Here is a 17,777-nt window from a genome sequence, read left to right as displayed (position 1 = left end):
CAGGACCAATTAGAATTTATTTACTTCAACAATAATTCAGCGGTATGGCTGTTGGTGACTAAACAGTTAATATAATTCCCACGTAATGCGCCTAATATCCCACTGTATTTTTCTTCACCCATTGCAATGCCAATGGAGTAACGCGTCTGTTTTAATTTATTGGTTTCGATGGAGAGCGTCTTTTCACTCATATTGGTTTCTACGGTTACACCGTTGATATCGTAAAAGCGCGAGCAAATGTCTCCGGCGACCTGGCGAGCATGCAGGTCATCACTCTCTTCACTGCCGTAAAAAGCGTGCCAGTTGGCGCCATCACGTATTGCCGGAGATCCAATCCCGACCAGCGCGATGTCCAGATTATCCCAATAAGCGGAAATCGATTTAAAATGTCGTGACTGCATGATCCCGTTACGGATCAGCGGGTTTTCCAGCAGTGCCGGGAAATCTGCCAGGTGTGATTCCCCTTTAAGCTTTGCCGCAGCGCCGTAGGTCAACGTATTGACGTGGTAGCGGCTTTCAAGCTTGCCGGACGGTCCGCCGATAATCGGCACGCAGATCAGCTGGCGCGACTGGCTGGCAGGGGATAACCCTTCCACCAGTCCCCGCACCGCGCGGCCCCATGAGAACCCGATAATGTCCCCAGGTTCCAGTAAGCGTTCCAGCAACTGTGCGCCGTGCACACCCATCATTGTGAGTTGTTCGTCTTCCTGTTCACTGTCGCAGGAAACCACCACCGCTTCTTTCAAGCCAAATTTCTGTTTTAGCTGCTGTTCCAGCCACAGATTTTCGTTGTAGTCGTAATTAATGGCGATGGTGACGATACCCTGCTCGCGTCCACGTTTTAGCAAACGGCTGATCGTGGTGCGGTAAATACCCAGCTCGCGGGCGATTTGCGCTTGTGTCATATCCTGTTCGTAATACAGCTGCGCTATCTTTACGATTAGGCGGATATCATCGCTGTTTTCCGTCGCCATTTTTGGACTCCTGCACATTTGTGCAAATCACGAAATTGTCTTCTTGATCTGATATAACCCCAACTGTTCTCCATCTCAAAGCTATTTTCACTTATTTCAGTGCCCTGTAATGATCGATTGTGTTGCACATTTGATGTGGTGATGGCGTGCTGTCGGCACAGATGTGCTTGTCTCTCTAATGTATTGATTCTGCTTGTTTTCACCCAACAAAATTGCAGGGATGGATCGCTGACACTTTTGTGTCAAAAGGTGTGACGGATCACAAATAGCGCGTGGGCAGTCGAACACGATTATTTTTTATCGTCCGCAAGGTAGGGTATATTTCGCTTTTAATACACAAAAGCATTCAAGTTGTATCAAGGCGGCAAGGGAACGAATTCCTGGGAGCATAGATAACTATGTGACCAGGGTGAGTGAGGGCAGCCAACGCAGAGACGGCTTGAAGGATGAAGTGTATACAGGAGAAATTATGCTGCCCGACTCATCCATCCGATTAAATAAATACATCAGTGAAAGCGGAATCTGCTCGCGTCGCGAGGCGGATCGCTTTATCGAACAAGGGAATGTCTTCCTGAATGGTAAACGCGCCACCATCGGCGATCAGGTGATGCCTGGCGACGTCGTAAAAGTGAATGGTCGGTTGATTGAGCCGCGTGAAGCGGAAGATCTGGTTTTTATCGCGCTGAACAAGCCGGTAGGGATTGTCAGCACCACCGAAGACAGCGAACGCGACAACATTGTTGATTTCGTTAACCACAGCAAGCGCGTGTTCCCCATTGGCCGTCTGGATAAAGATTCCCAGGGACTGATCTTTCTGACCAACCACGGCGACCTGGTGAATAAAATCCTGCGCGCCGGTAACGATCACGAAAAAGAGTATCTGGTGACGGTCGATAAGCCGGTTACTGACGACTTTATTCGTGGGATGGGAGCCGGTGTGCCAATCCTCGGCACCGTCACCAAGAAATGTAAGGTGAAGAAAGAAGCGCCGTTTGTGTTTCGCATCACGCTGATTCAGGGGCTCAACCGCCAGATCCGTCGTATGTGTGAGCACTTTGGTTATGAAGTGACGAAGCTTGAGCGCACGCGCATCATGAACGTGAGTTTGTCCGGTCTGCCGTTGGGCGAATGGCGCGACCTGACGGATGACGAACTGATCGATTTGTTCAAGCTGATTGAGAATTCTTCTTCAGAAGCGAAACCGAAGGCGAAAGCGAAGCCAAAAGCCGCCACAGCAGGCATCAAGCGCCCGGTAGTGAAAATTGAAAAATCGGCGGAGAAAGAGAAATCGCGCCCGGCGGCAAACGGCAAGCGTTTTATCTCACCGGGGCGTAAGAAGAAAGGACGTTAACGTCTGCCGCGCGTTGGTGTATTCGCCGACCAGGAAAATGACGCCTCTGAATCCGGTTTATAAGCCTGCTTTTTCTTCAATTGGCGGGCTTTTTTAGCTTCTGCTTCGCGCAAGGCCATCAGTTTATCGATGTACTCTTTCTTGATGCTGTTTGTTTCAGCGTTGGTCAGCAGGCGACCATGTGCAATGCGCGCGCGGTCAAGCAGCGTTTTCAGTTCACGCTGTTCGCGCTCGGTCATCTCTTTTTGGGTAATGCGGGGGAGTGCCATACGGGTGCCCTCTGTTAGCCGATATCCTCAGTGTACGGTAATTCGTGCAGAATAAAACTAATCCTGAAAGAGCCTCGCAAAATATAGCTTGTTGAAGTGACGGAATTTCTATTCTGATTTAGCGTAATGACAGGAAAACGTGTGGGTTACACATTTTATTGTTTGTATAAAATTTTATACAAGGATGTGTTATGCTTTCAATAAGGCGAGCCTTAAAGCCCATTGTCTGGATTGGCAGTTCATTTGATGATTTACGAAGCTTTCCTGAAGATATACGTAAAACCGCTGGTTTTCACATCGTTTACAGGCGGGATTAGAAGCTGCTGACTGGAAGCCGATGCCAGAGATAGGTCGCGGTGTTGAGGAGGTAAGGCTCAGGTATGAATCTGGCGCATACCGAATCATCTACATTGCTCGCTATGCTAACGCGGTCTATGTATTGCATTGCTTCAATAAAAAGACAAAACGTACTTCTGAGCACGATAACCACATTGCTAAAGTTAGATATCGAACGGCTTTGCAAGAAGACAGGAATCAGAAATGAACAATACCGTTGATAATAAGGTTCGCCATGTAACCTCTCCGGATGTCAATATTTTTGCCGAACTGGGATTTGCAGAAGTGGAAGCGAAGAGCCTAAAGCATGATGCTGAATGTGAGGTAGAACAACTCATTCTCCTGAAGCAGCAGTTGATGCAAGAAATTTCCGGATGGATTCATGAAAACCATCTGAAACAAGCGGAAGCTGCTGTGAAACTGAATATTTCCCGGCCCCGTGTTTCAGATGTTGTTAATCAGAAAACCAACAAATTTACCCTTGATGCGCTGGTCATGATGCTGGTGAAATTAGGAAAACCAGTAACAGTTCAGATTGGGTAATATTAGATCTAGATATTGTTTCATTGTATCTGATCGCTGCGAGCGCTTTCCCAGCTCAGCCCGAAGCGGGCGAGATATTTTCGCAGGCGGTCTGCATCGTTAGGATTGGCTTTTTTCTGCCGTGAGACGGCAAACAGTTCGCGTCCGGCTTCCGACAGCGACGCGCAGCGGCGGCACACTTCCAGTACCGTTTCTAACTGGCGGCGATCGAACAGGTCAATGTCCATATTCAGTTCAGGCTGTGGAGTGGCTATCTGCCAACTCTCCTTTAGCAGCTCAATCTCTTCTTCGACAAGGGATAAGGTGATGCGACCTTGTTCGGCAAGCGTCGCCATGCGCGCGATGGATGAACTTAGCTCGCGAAAATTGCCACGCCACTGCGCCTGTGAGGAACAGGCAAATGCCAGATAGGAAGCGCGTGCCTCTTTGTCGAAACGGATCTGCATCTGTTTACTGCTGGAAAAACGGTGTAGCTCATACTCGACGTTCGGCGCGATATCTTCCCGCCGCTGCGCCAGACCGGGCAGGGCGAAGCTCCACATATTGATACGCGCATGGAGATCTTCGCGAAAACGGCCTTCAGCGACCCATTGCCGCATGTCGCGATGGGTGCCGGCAATCAGCTGAAAATCGCTGTGTACCTCTTTGTCCGATCCAAACGGGAAAAAGGTTTTTTCTTCAATCGCTTTTAGCAGCATGGCCTGCTCATCCAGCCCTAATTCGGCGATCTCATCGAGAAACAGCACGCCGCCATCGGCCTCTCGCAGTAATCCGCTACGCGCCGTGAGCGCACCGGTAAAGGCTCCCTTCACGTGACCGAACAGCGTGGACATCGCATTGTCGCCGCGCAGGGTCGCGCAGTTAACCGCCACCAGTTTTCCCGCTACCAGATGCCGCGACTGGCGTAGCTGGAAAATGCGTTTCGCGAGGAAGGATTTGCCCGCGCCGGTAGGGCCGGTGAGCAGGATCGGGTCGGTCGAACGCAGAGCGACCCGCTCAATGCGATCGATCAGTTTATTGAAGGTGGCGTTGCGCGTATCAATCCCGGCTTTCAGAAAAGAGACCGACTGCTGCTGTTCGCGCTGAAAACGACTGGTGAGCGTGGCGTAGCGGCTTAAATCGAGATCGATAACCGAGCAGACGCCAGCGGCGACGGCCTCATCTGATGAACCGCGTGGCGCCGGGCCGGTTTGCAGCAGGCTGGCGGGCAGGTAGCGGGCTTCCGTCAGCAAAAACCAGCAGATTTGTGCCACGTGAGTCCCGGTGGTGATGTGCACCAGATACTCTTCGTTTTCCGTATCAAATTCATAATGCGTGGCAAAGTCGAGAAACGCGGCGTAGACCTCTTCAAAGTCCCACGGATCGTTAATGGTGACGGCATGCGGGCGAACCTGGGTGTGCGGCGAAAGCAGCGCGACGTCTTCAATCAACCGTTGCGCCATGCTCTCATCGCGTGGCTGGTGGAGGAGTTCCAGCCTGTCGACAGGGAAATCGGGTTGTTGGCATAGCCCAACCGTGGGTCGCCACTTCTTAAACCGATTGGCCCGCTTGCCGCGCTTATCGAGCACCGTTCCCAGTACGCCAATCACTACCCGCCGTTTTTTCATGGTTTATCCAAAAAGATAAATAAGAGAATAAAAGATAAAAAAATTAACCCGTCGAGACAACCGCCATTATTGGCATCAATAATTAAAATTATAAAAATCAATTAATTAACAATTAAATATGCCTTTTTTAATTCCTGGCACGCTTCTGGCAATAACACTTGCGTCAATCACGCTGAAAGCGCAGGGGGTTAAACCCCGCCGGCACGTCAGGAACGGCACAGGCTGTTTTCCGGGAGTGTTCCGTCAGCTGATGACACACAGTGGGTTCGATTCCCAATTTCATCCCCGAATGAAAACTGGTTGTTAATCATAGAAATAAAGCGGAGTGATGTGCAGTTAGCACGCTCCAGAACAGGCTGCCGGTAATGATGCCGTGTGACAGGCAAAAGGGAATTCCCCTGTCGCTTCGCCCCTGCACCCGCGCCTGAACGATATTAAGGAATATACAATGGCTAAGAAAATCACTATTCAAAAAGCGCAGTTAGGTCTTTTATCCCGCGAGGGTGATTACTATCAGGTGTTGGAAGCGGGTCAGCATCGTTTACCGTGGTTTAACACCCCGGAAGTGCTGATCGTCAACAGGGATGGCGGCGAAGTACCGCAGGCATTAGCGGAGTATTTACGCCGCTTTCAGCCCGAGTGGGTGGCGCGTTTCTGCCTGGTCGCGGATACAACGGATACCGAAGCCGCGGCGCTGTATGTGAACGGCGTTTTGCAGGAGATCCTGCCACCGGCATCGCGCCGTCTGTACTGGCAGGCTGATGAAGCACTGAAGCTGGTACGGATGGATACTCGTCAGGTTTTGGTTCCTGTTGACGTGATGAACGCGGTGTTACAGCCACGTCGCAGCGGTGCGGTGAAAGGTCGCGAAGCTATCTTAACGGTGCAGGTCCCGGCGTGGCACGTCGGTGTACTGAAAATTGATGGTGAAACTCAGGCCCTGTTGCTGCCGGGATTAACAGCATACTGGAAGGTAAACCATCTGATTGAAGCGGAAGTGGTGGATACCCGTTTGCAGGTGCTGGAGGTTGGCGGTCAGGAGATCCTGACCAAAGATAAGGTCAACCTGCGTTTGAACCTGGCGGCGAACTGGCGTTATCGCGATGTGCTGCTGGCATTTGGTCAACTGACTAAACCGCTGGATCACCTTTACCGTGAATTGCAGTTTGCGCTGCGTGAAGCGGTGGGAACGCGCACACTGGACGAATTACTGGAAGATAAGCAGGTGATCGATGAAGTAGTGAGCGCGCAGGTGAAAGCCCGTATGACGCCGTTTGGTATCGAAGTGGCTTCACTGGGGGTGAAGGATATTGTCCTGCCCGGCGATATGAAGGCTATTTTGTCGCAACTGGTTGAAGCGGAAAAATCCGCCCAGGCCAACGTGATCCGACGTCGTGAAGAGACTGCCGCCACGCGATCGCTGTTAAATACGGCAAAAGTGATGGAAAACAACCCGGTAGCGCTGCGCTTAAAAGAACTGGAAACCCTCGAAAGAGTTGCTGAGCGTATCGATAAAATCTCGGTGTTCGGGGGCCTGGATCAGGTGCTGCACGGCCTTGTGAACATAAAAGGATAAGAATAATGAGTTACAACACAGTGGACGGCGCAATGCGTGAAAGGGTATTGCGCCAGCTAAAAGAGGTTGAGCAGCGCTATGGCGTCAGGGTGCTGTATGCCTGTGAATCCGGCAGCCGTGGCTGGGGATTTGCCTCGCCGGACAGCGACTACGACGTGCGATTTCTCTATGTTCATCCCCCTGAATGGTATCTGCGGATCGAAGCGCCACGCGATGTTATTGAGCTGCCGATAGATGATGAGCTGGACGTGTGCGGCTGGGAATGGCGCAAGGCGCTGGGGTTACTCAAAGGCGCAAACCCGACGCTTATCGAGTGGCTGGATTCGCCGGTGGTCTATCAGCAGGATGACGTGACCGTTTCGGCGCTGAAAGCGCTGGTGCCCAAATGGTTTTCTCCGCTACGTGCCCGCTGGCACTACTACTCTATGGCGCGGAAAAACTTCCGTGGTTATTTGCAGGGTGACGACGTGCGATTGAAGAAGTACTTCTACGTTCTGCGACCCCTGTTGGCGGTGCGTTGGGTGGAAGCGGGCAAGGGCGTACCGCCGATGCGTTTTGCCGACCTGCTGGCGGGAAGTGAACTGGATGCGCCATTGCGTCATGAAATTGATGAGCTGTTGGAGCGCAAGCAGTGTGCGGGTGAAGCGGAGTACGGCCCGCGTCGTCCACTGTTGCATGCGTTTATCCGCGCCGAGCTGGAAAGAGGAGAGATTCCACCGGCGTTACCGGATTGCCGGGAAGGCGATGTCAGGGAGCTGGACAGATTGTTATATGAAACGGTGATGCGGTGAAAATGCCCGATGGCCTAAGAACCATCGGGCGTTGACGTCTACTTATTCAAACAAGTTATGGTGTAGCTTCTGTACAACCTGCTCGGCTTCAGTACCGGGTACCAGGAAGCACAGGTTATGGCTGGACGCGCCGTAGCAAATCATTCGAATGTTGAATGGCTCCAGTACGCCGAACACCTCTTTACCCACGCCACAGGCTTTGGACAGGTCATTGCCAATCAACGCCACCAGCGCCAGGCCTTCTTCCACTTCAACCCGACACAGGGCAGACAGTTCCATCAGCAGAGACTGTGTTAACAGTGTATCGCCGGTGGACGTTGAACCAGTGGTATCCAGCGTCAGCGCCACGCTGACTTCGGATGTGGTAATTAAATCGACCGAGATATTGTGGCGTGCCAGGATGCCGAACACTTCCGCCAAAAAGCCGCGAGAGTGCAGCATATTCAGGCTATGCAGTGTCAGCAGCGTCTGCTTACGGCGTAATGCCAGCGCCCGGAACAGCGGTGGATTCGCGGTTTTATTACATACCAGCGTACCGCCTGCTTTTGGATCCTTACTGGAGCCCACAAATACCGGAATATCGCTACGTACGGCTGGCAACAGGGTTGCCGGGTGCAGAACTTTCGCGCCAAAGGTCGCCATTTCCGCGGCCTCTTCAAAGGCAATTTCATCAATACGCTGCGCAGCCGGAACCACGCGCGGATCGGTCGTGTAAATGCCGGGAACGTCGGTCCAGATATCAACGCGCGTTGCGTGTAGGGCTTCTGCCAGTAAGGCGGCGGTATAATCGCTGCCGCCGCGTCCCAGCGTGGTGGTGCGGCCCTTGCCTTCACTGCCGATAAAGCCCTGAGTAATCACCAGACCTTCGCTCAGACGCGGGGCCAACTGGAGCGTTGCCAGTTCAGCCAGCGCCGTGACGTCGGGTTCTGCACGACCAAAACGATCGTTGGTGCGCATCACTTTACGCACGTCAAACCACTGCGCTTGCACGTTGCGTTCACGCAGGATCTCGACGAACAGCAGAGTAGACATCAGTTCACCGTGGCTGACCAGTTCGTCGGTCAGCGCGGTTGAGGTCGCCAGTGACGCCGCTTCTGCCAGCGTGGTGATGTTTTCCAGCAGACGTTCGATCTCTTCACGGATCACGTTTGGATAACGCAGGCGTTCCAGAATATTGAACTGAATTTGACGAATGGCATCGAGTTTTTCGAAGCGCGCGGTTGGCTCCAGCCCTTCAGCCAGTGCGACCAGCAGGTTGGTGATTCCCGCAGAAGCGGAAAGTACCACCACACGGACGTTAGCATCAGAAAGCACTACATCAGCGCTGCGATTCATGGCATCAAAATCCGCCACGCTGGTACCACCAAACTTGGAGACAACTACATCAGTCATAACTACCTCGTGTCAGGGAATGAATAGAGCGACCATGGCACATAAGGCAGAACGAAAACCGGTGCAGGCGCAAATGCAAATACCGTATTTATAAATAAAATGTGTAGCTTGCACTGTCAACGCTGGGATTATGCGGATTTTTCATGCTGCAACTGCGTTGAGTAACGGTACTAATAACAACGCTGATAACCGCTATACTTTTTAGCCACGTTTGGCGGATGCCCTGGCAATGGCATTAAAACAATCACACTTTTCTGTGACTGGCGTTACAATCGATCTCAGTCACAATTCTCAAAATCAGAAGAGTATTGCTAATGAAAAACATCAATCCAACGCAGACCTCAGCCTGGCAGGCACTACAAAAACACTTTGAAGAAATGAAAGACGTTACTATCGCGGATCTTTTCGCGAAAGATAGCGATCGTTTCACTAAGTTTTCCGCGACGTTTGACGATCTGATGCTGGTGGATTTCTCCAAAAACCGCATCACTGAAGAGACGCTGGCTAAACTGCAGGATCTGGCGAAAGAAACCGATTTGGCGGGTGCCATCAAGTCCATGTTCTCCGGTGAGAAAATCAACCGTACTGAAGACCGTGCCGTGCTGCACGTGGCGCTGCGTAACCGTAGCAATACGCCGATCATCGTTGACGGCAAAGATGTGATGCCGGAAGTGAATGCGGTACTGGAGAAGATGAAATCTTTCTCTGAAGCGATCATCTCCGGAAGCTGGAAAGGCTATACCGGCAAAGCCATCACTGATGTAGTAAACATCGGTATCGGCGGTTCTGACCTTGGCCCGTTCATGGTGACCGAAGCGCTGCGTCCGTATAAAAATCACCTGAACATGCACTTTGTGTCGAACGTCGATGGTACGCACATCGCCGAAGTGCTGAAAAAAGTGAACCCGGAAACCACGCTGTTCCTGGTCGCTTCCAAAACCTTCACCACCCAGGAAACCATGACCAATGCCCACAGCGCGCGCGACTGGTTCCTGGCGACCGCTGGCGACAACAAGCACGTAGCCAAACACTTCGCAGCGCTTTCCACTAACGGTAAAGCGGTTGGCGAGTTTGGTATTGATACTGCCAATATGTTCGAGTTCTGGGACTGGGTTGGCGGTCGTTACTCCCTGTGGTCTGCAATCGGTCTGTCCATCATCCTGTCCGTAGGCTTCGACAATTTTGTTGAGCTGCTCTCCGGCGCACATGCGATGGACAAACACTTCTCCACCACCCCGGCTGAGAAAAACCTGCCGGTGCTGCTGGCGCTGATCGGTATCTGGTACAACAACTTCTTCGGTGCCGAAACCGAAGCGATTCTGCCGTATGACCAGTATATGCACCGTTTCGCGGCCTACTTCCAGCAGGGCAACATGGAATCCAACGGTAAATACGTTGACCGTAACGGCAATGCGGTGGATTACCAGACTGGCCCAATCATCTGGGGTGAGCCGGGTACTAACGGCCAGCATGCGTTCTACCAGCTGATCCACCAGGGTACCAAAATGGTGCCGTGCGATTTCATCGCGCCGGCAATCACCCACAATCCGCTGTCGGATCACCATCCGAAACTGCTGTCTAACTTCTTCGCGCAAACCGAAGCGCTGGCTTTTGGTAAATCTCGTGAAGTGGTTGAGCAGGAATATCGCGACCAGGGTAAAGATCCGGCTACGCTTGAGCACGTTGTGCCGTTCAAAGTGTTCGAAGGTAACCGTCCAACGAACTCCATTCTGCTGCGCGAAATCACGCCGTTCAGCCTGGGTGCGCTGATTGCGCTGTACGAACACAAAATCTTCACTCAGGGCGCGATCCTGAACATCTTCACCTTTGACCAGTGGGGCGTTGAGCTGGGCAAACAGCTGGCGAACCGCATTCTGCCAGAGCTGAACGATGATAAAACTGTTTCTTCCCATGATGTTTCTACTAATGGGTTGATTAACCGTTACAAAGCCTGGCGCGCCTGATGGCGCTGCGCTTATCCGGCCTACAGACACATATCCTGTAGGCCGGATAAGGCGTTTCGCCGCCATCCGGCATTAATGAAATAAAAAAGCCGATAATAATATCGGCTTTTTTATAAGATTACTCCAGGATATCTATGTTTTTACTTCACCCTTTAATTGAGCTTAATCCTAAAATAATTTATTCAACGTTATCCTGTTTCTGATATTTTCAGATTTACCGGGTATTGTGTTTTTATTATTATATTTTAACTCTTTGAATTCATTTATTTTTATTATTTATTGTTAATCATATTTTCTCTCATTATCTAATTGTCCTAAATTCCCTCTCGACCTAATTTACAAACTTCGCTTGTGTATACTCGATCTCGCCCGAAATTCTTTTGGGTAAATCTCCATTCATACAATGAAGGGAATTTGTGATGAAAAAAGTTCTGTATGGCCTTTGGGCTATATCTGCGCTTGCGGCGACCTCTGTCTATGCCGCCCCCGTTCAGGTGGGTGAGGCTGCAGGGTCGGCTGCTGCGTCGGTTTCGGCAGGAAGTTCCTCCGCAACCAGCGTGAGCACCGTAAGTTCTGCGGTGGGGGTTGCCCTGGCGGCGACCGGCGGCGGCGATGGTTCTAATACCGGAACCACAACCACCACAACCACCAGTACCCAGTAATAAAGGTACGTTTAATTCTAACCACACTTCGGTGTGGTTATTTTGGAATTGCCAAAAGTCTGTGGGATTTGTAGGCCGGGTAAGCGTCGCGCCACCCGGCAATAATGCGGAGAAACGTCGTGAAGCGACCAGCGATCATAATGGTTTGCCTGCTACTGCAGGCGTGCTCAGCCACTACCGAAGGGCTGGGTCATTCGCTGTGGGATAGCGTGTTTGGTACTCCCGGCGTACAGATGACGGACGATGAAATTCAAAACATGCCTTACGCCAGCCAGTACATGCAGCTCAACGGCGGTCCCCAACTGTTTGTGGTACTCGCGTTTGCAGAAAACGGACAGCAGAAATGGGTGACTCAGGATCGGGCTATTCTCGTCACGCAGCATGGGCGCATTGTGAAAACGCACCTTGGCGAGGACAACCTAATCGAGGTGAATAATCTGGCGACAGACCCGCTCATCAAACCAAATCAGATAGTCGACGGCACAACGTGGACCCGCACGATGGGCTGGACTGAACATCAGCAGGTACGCTATGCCACCGCGCGCTCGGTTTTCACATGGGATGGCGCAGACACCATCAAAGTCGGCAGCGATAACACGCCGGTACGGATCCTTGATGAAGAGGTCACCACCGATCAAACGCGCTGGCATAACCGCTACTGGGTAGACAGTGAGGGCATGATTCGCCAGTCGGAACAGTATCTTGGCGCAGGTTTCTTCCCGGTGAAAACCACGCTGATCAAGGCGGCGAAACCATGATGAAACGAATGATTACCGCGCTGACATTCAGCCTGTGCGCGGCATCTGTTTTTGCTGCGGGCAGCGTAAAAGTGATTACGACAGGTAGCACAGAAGCAAAAACGCTGACCGGGGCTGAACATCTGCTCGACCTGGTTGGACAGCCGCGGTTGAGCAATAGCTGGTGGCCAGGCGCGGTTATCAGCGAAGAGCGGGCAACAACTGAGGCACAACGTCAGCAGCAGGCATTACTGGCTCGTCTGGCGACGTTGAGCGCTGAAGCAAGCGGTGAGGATGCTGGCGCTATCAACGCATTACGCCAGCAAATTCAGGCGCTGAAGGTGGCCGGTAGACAGACGATTAATCTCGACCCGGATGTAGTGCGTACCAGTGAGCCAGGCAACCCGCCGTTGCAGGGTAATTACACACTGTGGGTCGGACCGCAGCCCACGGATATCACGCTGTTGGGTTTGCTAAGCCACACGGGTAAACAGCTGTTTATACCCGGACGTGATGTTGCCAGCTATCTCGATGGGCAGCATCGGCTCAGCGGCGCGGATCGTAGCTACGCCTGGGTTGTCTATCCCGACGGACGCACACAAAAAGTACCGGTCGCCTACTGGAACAAACGTCACATTGAGCCGATGCCCGGCAGCATCATTTTTGTCGGGCTGTCGGACTCTGTCTGGAGCAGCACCCCGGATGAAATCAATGCCGACATTCTTCGCACCCTGACCCAGCGGATACCCGAATAATGAGAAAAACTTATCTGCTCAGCCTGTTGGCGCTGGGTATTAGTGCGGCCTGTCACGGTGAAACGTATCCTGCACCGATTGGTCCTTCCCAGTCCGATTTTGGCGGCGTGGGGCTGCTGCAAACCCCAACCGCACGCATGGCGCGTGAGGGCGAAATGAGCCTTAACTACCGCGATAACGATCAGTACCGCTATTACTCTGCGTCGGTGCAGCTCTTCCCGTGGCTGGAAACCACGCTGCGCTATACCGATGTTCGCACTAAAAAATACAGCAGCGTGGAGTCGTTTTCTGGCGATCAGACTTACAAGGATAAAGCTTTTGATCTCAAACTACGTCTGTGGGAAGAGAGCTACTGGATGCCGCAGGTGGCAGTTGGCGCGCGAGATATTGGCGGAACGGGCCTGTTCGATGCGGAGTATATTGTGGCGAACAAAGCCTGGGGACCGTTTGATTTTTCACTCGGTCTTGGCTGGGGATACCTCGGGACCAGCGGCAACGTCAGCAATCCGTTTTGCTCATACAGCGATAAATTCTGTCATCGCGATAACAGTTACAAGCAGGCGGGTTCCATTGACGGCAGCCAGATGTTCCACGGCCCGGCGTCGCTGTTTGGCGGCGTGGAATATCAGACACCCTGGCAGCCGCTGCGTCTGAAACTGGAGTATGAGGGTAATAATTACCAGCAGGATTTTGCGGGCAAGCTGGATCAGAAGAGCAAGTTTAACGTCGGCGCTATTTATCGCGTCACCGATTGGGCCGACGTTAACCTCAGCTATGAGCGCGGCAACACCTTTATGTTTGGGGTCACGCTGCGGACTAACTTTAACGATCTGCGACCAAACTATAACGATAACGCCCGTCCGAAGTATCAGCCGCAGCCGCAGGATGCGATCCTGCAACATTCGGTAGTGGCGAATCAGCTAACGCTGCTGAAATACAATGCCGGGCTGGCGGATCCTAAAATCCAGGTGCAGGGCGATACGCTGTATGTAACAGGCGAACAGGTGAAATACCGTGATTCGCGCGAGGGGATCGAGCGTGCCAACCGGATCGTGATGAACGATCTTCCTGACGGGATCCGCACGATCCGTATTACGGAAAATCGCCTTAACTTGCCGCAGGTGACGACCGAAACAGAGGTTTCCAGCCTCAAGCGCCATCTGGAAGGCGAGCCCTTGGGCCATGAGACTCAACTGGCGCAAAAACGCGTGGAGCCCGTGGTGCCGAAAACGACCGAGCAGGGCTGGTATATCGATAAGTCGCGCTTCGATTTCCATATCGATCCGGTGCTAAACCAGTCGGTGGGTGGCCCGGAAAATTTCTATATGTATCAGTTGGGCGTGATGGGTACGGCGGATTGGTGGGTGACCGATCATCTGCTGACCACCGGGAGTTTGTTCGCCAACCTCGCCAATAACTATGACAAGTTTAACTACACCAACCCGCCGCAGGATTCGCATTTGCCGCGTGTGCGTACCCATGTACGTGACTACGTGCAAAACGATGTTTACGTGAATAACCTGCAGGCCAACTACTTCCAGTCACTCGGCAACGGCTTTTACGGACAGGTGTACGGCGGCTATCTGGAGACCATGTACGGCGGCGCGGGGGCAGAAGTGCTGTATCGTCCGCTGGACAGCAACTGGGCGTTTGGTGTTGATGCCAACTACGTGAAACAGCGTGACTGGCGTAGCGCGCAGGACATGATGAAATTCACCGACTACAGCGTGAAGACCGGGCATTTGACCGCGTACTGGAATCCTTCTTTCGCCCAGGATGTGCTGGTGAAAGCCAGCGTGGGTCAGTATCTGGCCGGGGATAAGGGCGGAACGTTGGAGATCGCCAAACGCTTCGACAGCGGTGTCGTGGTGGGTGGTTATGCGACTATCACTAACGCCTCGCCGGATGAGTATGGCGAGGGTGATTTTACTAAAGGGGTGTACGTTTCCGTGCCGCTGGATCTGTTCTCGTCAGGCCCAACCCGCAGCCGTGCGGCGATTGGCTGGACGCCGTTAACGCGTGATGGCGGTCAGCAGCTTGGGCGTAAGTTTGGTCTGTACGATATGACCAGCGATCGCAGCGTGAATTTTCGGTAATCGAGCTGTTTGCCAGCCGGATGGCGCTACGCTTATCCGGCCTACAAAGTGCCTGTATTGCAGGCCGGATAAGGTATTTACGCCGTCATCAGGGAAGTTACAGGCGACGCAATAATTTTGCTGGATTTCCCGCGTACACGCCTTTCTCGGTGATCGATTTGGTCACTACGCTTCCTGCGCCGATGACCGCGCCATCGCAGACAGTGACCGCCAGAATGGTCGCTCCACTGCCGATCGAAACATCGTCGCCAATCGTAATTCTTCCCCAACTGTTGCGGTCGGCGTTGGGTTTTCCTTCGCGGAACATATCGTTGGCGAACATCACGCCATGCCCGATAAAACAGCGGGCGCCGAGGGTGACATATTCGCAGATGAAGGTGTGCGACTGAATTTTGCTGTCTGCGCCAATCTGCGTGTTGCCCTGGATTTCAACAAATGGTCCGACAAAAACGTTGTCTCCCAATGTGCAATCGTAGAGATTGGCGGGTTCATAAATCACCACGTTCTCACCGCAGGTAACGTTGCGGACAGCGGATTGTCTTAGCTGCATAATTCATCCTGTGAAATGTATCGTGGCATTCATCATTCTCCGTTGACCTTTCTTGCACAAAATATAAACAAAAAATGTAGATCTCTGTCACATTTTTGCGTTATACAGGAACCTCGCCACTGAGTAAGAGGTGCTGCTATGACGTCGCTATCTCGTCCGCGCGTGGAGTTTATCTCCACTATTTTACAGACCGTGTTGAATCTGGGACTGCTGAGTCTGGGCCTGATCCTGGTTGTATTCCTCGGGAAAGAAACGCTGCATCTGGCGGACGTGCTGTTCGCGCCGGAACAAACCAGCAAGTATGAGCTGGTGGAAGGGCTGGTGGTTTACTTCCTCTACTTTGAATTTATCGCGTTGATTGTGAAGTACTTTCAGTCAGGGTTTCACTTTCCGTTGCGCTACTTTGTCTATATCGGGATCACCGCGATTGTGCGGTTGATCATTGTCGATCATAAAGCGCCGATGGATGTGCTGATCTATTCTGCAGCGATCCTGCTGCTGGTGATCACCCTGTGGCTGTGTAATTCCAAACGGCTGAAGCGAGAGTAAAAGACAACACGCCGCAATCGGGCTGCGGCGTGTTCAGGTCAGGATTACTGCGCAGAGGCAGGCTGGGTTTTCTCTGCGGCGGGTTCCCACAGTTCTTCAAGTTCTTCCAGCGTTTTGCCTTTGGTTTCCGGCACAAACTTCCACATAAACAGCGCGGCCAGAATGCCCATGCAACCGTAAATCCAGTAGGAGAAACCGTTGTGGAAATGGGAAACCAGCCACGAATTTTTGTCCATCATCGGGAAGGTCCAGGAGACGAAGTAGTTCGCCAGCCATTGAGCGGCAACGGCGATGGCGAGCGCTTTGCCACGAATCGCGTTCGGGAAGATTTCAGCCAGCAGCACCCAACAAACTGGTCCCCAGGACATGGCGAATGCGGCGACGTAAAACAGCATCGACAGCAGAGCAACCAGCCCGGAAGCCTGGGTATAAAACGCGGTACCGAGACTGAACATACCGATGGCCATGCCCAGAGCGCCAATAATCTGCAGCGGTTTGCGACCAAATTTATCCACCGTCATGATAGCCAGCACGGTGAAGCTCAGGTTGATCACGCCAACTATAATGGTCTGTAACAAGGCCACGTCGGTGCTGGCTCCCAGCGTTTTAAACACCTCCGGGGCGTAGTAGAGCACGACGTTAATACCGACGAATTGCTGGAAGATAGACAGCATTACGCCGATGACGATAACGCCTGCGCCAAACATCAGTAGGCGACCACCGGTTTTACGACCATGTTCCAGAGACTGATTGATCTCCTGCATGGCCTGGGTGGCGAGGGTGCTGCCCATAATTTTGCGCAGAATACCTTCCGCTTGTTCGTGTCTGCCACGCGCCATCAGCCAGCGCGGGCTTTCTGGTACGGTGTACAGCAGCAGTAAAAACAGCAGAGCGGGAATACTTTCGGACGCAAACATATAGCGCCAGCCATCGGTATTCAGCCAGTTCGCATCACCCGAACGGGCGATAAAATAGTTAACGCAATACACTAACAGTTGACCAAAAATAATGGCGAATTGGTTAAATGACACCAGTTTCCCACGAATGTGTGCGGGTGCCAGTTCAGCAATATACATTGGTGAGAGCATTGAAGCTAAACCTACCCCAATACCCCCAATGATACGATAAATAACAAATTCGGGAACGTATCCGGCTAAATAAACGGGTACGGCGTTATCTGGATTAATAGTTGTAAAGCCTAGTTCCGGCCAGGCGGAACCAATACCAGAAATAAAGAACAGCAGCGCCGCGATTTTCAGCGAGTCCCGGCGGCCAAACCGGTTACTGCAATAGCCGCCCAGCGCACCGCCGATGATGCAGCCAATCAACGCACTGGCGACGCAAAAGCCCAACAGCGAGTTGGCGGCGGATTCACTTAAGTGTTGTGGGGCGACAAATACGGTATTTAAGGACTCTACCGTTCCGGATATGACTGCAGTGTCGTAGCCGAATAATAGCCCTCCTAATGTTGCCACTAATGTAATCGAAAAAATATAACTGGAATTATATTGAGTGTTCATTCAGACCTGCCTTAGAGGATACAGCTCTTTTGATCAGTGCCGTGATGTTGAATTTAACAGGCAGGGAAGACAATTATCATTTTTTACATTGCAATTACGTTTTGT

General features: G+C 52.2%; 16 protein-coding genes and 1 pseudogene. 11 read left to right on the top strand and 6 right to left on the bottom strand.

The window, feature by feature from the left end:
* Positions 1–20 precede the first annotated feature (20 nt).
* Positions 21–974 (bottom strand): sugar-binding transcriptional regulator, encoded by a 954-nt coding sequence (locus tag GFB57_RS02970; protein ID WP_003031652.1) that lies wholly within the window; start codon positions 972–974, stop codon positions 21–23.
* Positions 975–1,443: 469 nt separating this feature from the next.
* Here GFB57_RS02970 and rluF point away from each other — a divergent pair, with 469 nt between their 5' ends.
* On the top strand, positions 1,444–2,325 hold the full coding sequence (gene rluF, locus GFB57_RS02965) for a 23S rRNA pseudouridine(2604) synthase RluF (RefSeq protein WP_003031653.1): 882 nt from the start codon (positions 1,444–1,446) through the stop codon (positions 2,323–2,325).
* Here the strand turns inward: rluF and GFB57_RS02960 are convergent.
* A complete protein-coding gene (locus GFB57_RS02960; RefSeq protein WP_003031655.1) occupies positions 2,322–2,594 on the bottom strand; it encodes a DUF3811 domain-containing protein in 273 nt (90 codons plus the stop codon). The two genes, rluF and GFB57_RS02960, sit on opposite strands and share 4 nt — an antisense overlap.
* Positions 2,595–2,785: 191 nt before the next feature.
* Here GFB57_RS02960 and GFB57_RS02955 point away from each other — a divergent pair.
* Together GFB57_RS02955 and GFB57_RS02950 are read left to right on the top strand one after the other, a co-directional pair.
* Positions 2,786–3,138 (top strand): annotated as a pseudogene (locus GFB57_RS02955) (type II toxin-antitoxin system RelE/ParE family toxin).
* Positions 3,135–3,473 carry an XRE family transcriptional regulator gene (locus GFB57_RS02950; protein ID WP_003031661.1) on the top strand — a complete coding sequence of 113 codons (339 nt, stop codon included), beginning with the start codon at positions 3,135–3,137 and terminating at the stop codon, positions 3,471–3,473. The pseudogene GFB57_RS02955 and the gene GFB57_RS02950 overlap by 4 nt, the downstream one beginning before the upstream one ends.
* Before the next feature lie 20 nt (positions 3,474–3,493).
* On the opposite strand, the gene rtcR is transcribed toward GFB57_RS02950, so the two are convergent.
* On the bottom strand, positions 3,494–5,080 hold the full coding sequence (gene rtcR, locus GFB57_RS02945) for an RNA repair transcriptional activator RtcR (protein ID WP_008324298.1): 1,587 nt from the start codon (positions 5,078–5,080) through the stop codon (positions 3,494–3,496).
* A 448-nt stretch (positions 5,081–5,528) separates the two neighbouring features.
* On the opposite strand from rtcR, the gene GFB57_RS02940 reads away from it, so the two are divergent.
* Positions 5,529–6,656, top strand: a complete 1,128-nt coding sequence (locus GFB57_RS02940) for a slipin family protein (RefSeq protein WP_008324295.1) — start codon at positions 5,529–5,531, stop codon at positions 6,654–6,656.
* Positions 6,657–6,661: 5 nt separating this feature from the next.
* Positions 6,662–7,447 carry a nucleotidyltransferase domain-containing protein gene (locus GFB57_RS02935; protein WP_003031665.1) on the top strand — a complete coding sequence of 262 codons (786 nt, stop codon included), beginning with the start codon at positions 6,662–6,664 and terminating at the stop codon, positions 7,445–7,447.
* A gap of 42 nt (positions 7,448–7,489) precedes the next feature.
* On the opposite strand, the gene lysC is transcribed toward GFB57_RS02935, so the two are convergent.
* Complete coding sequence (gene lysC / locus GFB57_RS02930) at positions 7,490–8,839, bottom strand: lysine-sensitive aspartokinase 3 (protein WP_003031667.1); 1,350 nt, start codon at positions 8,837–8,839, stop codon at positions 7,490–7,492.
* A 314-nt stretch (positions 8,840–9,153) separates the two neighbouring features.
* Between lysC and pgi the strand changes: the two genes are divergently transcribed.
* From pgi to GFB57_RS02905, 5 genes are all read left to right on the top strand, one after another.
* Positions 9,154–10,803, top strand: a complete 1,650-nt coding sequence (gene pgi, locus GFB57_RS02925; protein WP_003031668.1) for a glucose-6-phosphate isomerase — start codon at positions 9,154–9,156, stop codon at positions 10,801–10,803.
* 419 nt (positions 10,804–11,222) lie between these two features.
* Complete coding sequence (gene yjbE, locus GFB57_RS02920) at positions 11,223–11,465, top strand: exopolysaccharide production protein YjbE (RefSeq protein ID WP_003826562.1); 243 nt, start codon at positions 11,223–11,225, stop codon at positions 11,463–11,465.
* A 119-nt stretch (positions 11,466–11,584) separates the two neighbouring features.
* Positions 11,585–12,223: a YjbF family lipoprotein gene (locus GFB57_RS02915; protein ID WP_003031669.1), complete on the top strand. Its 639-nt coding sequence runs from the start codon at positions 11,585–11,587 to the stop codon at positions 12,221–12,223.
* Complete coding sequence (locus GFB57_RS02910) at positions 12,220–12,957, top strand: capsule biosynthesis GfcC family protein (protein WP_003031670.1); 738 nt, start codon at positions 12,220–12,222, stop codon at positions 12,955–12,957. Before GFB57_RS02915 ends, GFB57_RS02910 begins: the two co-directional genes overlap by 4 nt.
* Positions 12,957–15,053, top strand: a complete 2,097-nt coding sequence (locus tag GFB57_RS02905) for a YjbH domain-containing protein (RefSeq protein WP_003031671.1) — start codon at positions 12,957–12,959, stop codon at positions 15,051–15,053. Before GFB57_RS02910 ends, GFB57_RS02905 begins: the two co-directional genes overlap by 1 nt.
* Positions 15,054–15,150: 97 nt before the next feature.
* Here GFB57_RS02905 and GFB57_RS02900 read toward each other — a convergent pair whose 3' ends face one another.
* Positions 15,151–15,606, bottom strand: a complete 456-nt coding sequence (locus GFB57_RS02900) for an acyltransferase (protein ID WP_161799279.1) — start codon at positions 15,604–15,606, stop codon at positions 15,151–15,153.
* Positions 15,607–15,741: 135 nt separating this feature from the next.
* On the opposite strand from GFB57_RS02900, the gene psiE reads away from it, so the two are divergent.
* The gene (gene psiE / locus GFB57_RS02895) at positions 15,742–16,152 is read left to right on the top strand and encodes a phosphate-starvation-inducible protein PsiE (RefSeq protein WP_003031674.1); all 411 of its coding nucleotides are present in this window, start codon (positions 15,742–15,744) and stop codon (positions 16,150–16,152) included.
* A 44-nt stretch (positions 16,153–16,196) separates the two neighbouring features.
* Here the strand turns inward: psiE and xylE are convergent, their stop codons facing one another.
* Positions 16,197–17,672, bottom strand: coding sequence for a D-xylose transporter XylE (gene xylE / locus GFB57_RS02890; RefSeq protein ID WP_003031675.1), 1,476 nt, complete (start codon positions 17,670–17,672; stop codon positions 16,197–16,199).
* Positions 17,673–17,777 lie beyond the last annotated feature (105 nt).

It is taken from the genome of Citrobacter sp. S39, assembly GCF_009495675.1.
In the GTDB taxonomy this organism is placed as follows: Bacteria; Pseudomonadota; Gammaproteobacteria; order Enterobacterales; family Enterobacteriaceae; genus Citrobacter; species Citrobacter freundii.
Note: the sequence above shows the minus strand (reverse complement) of the source record. Positions and strands in the feature narration are given on the sequence as shown.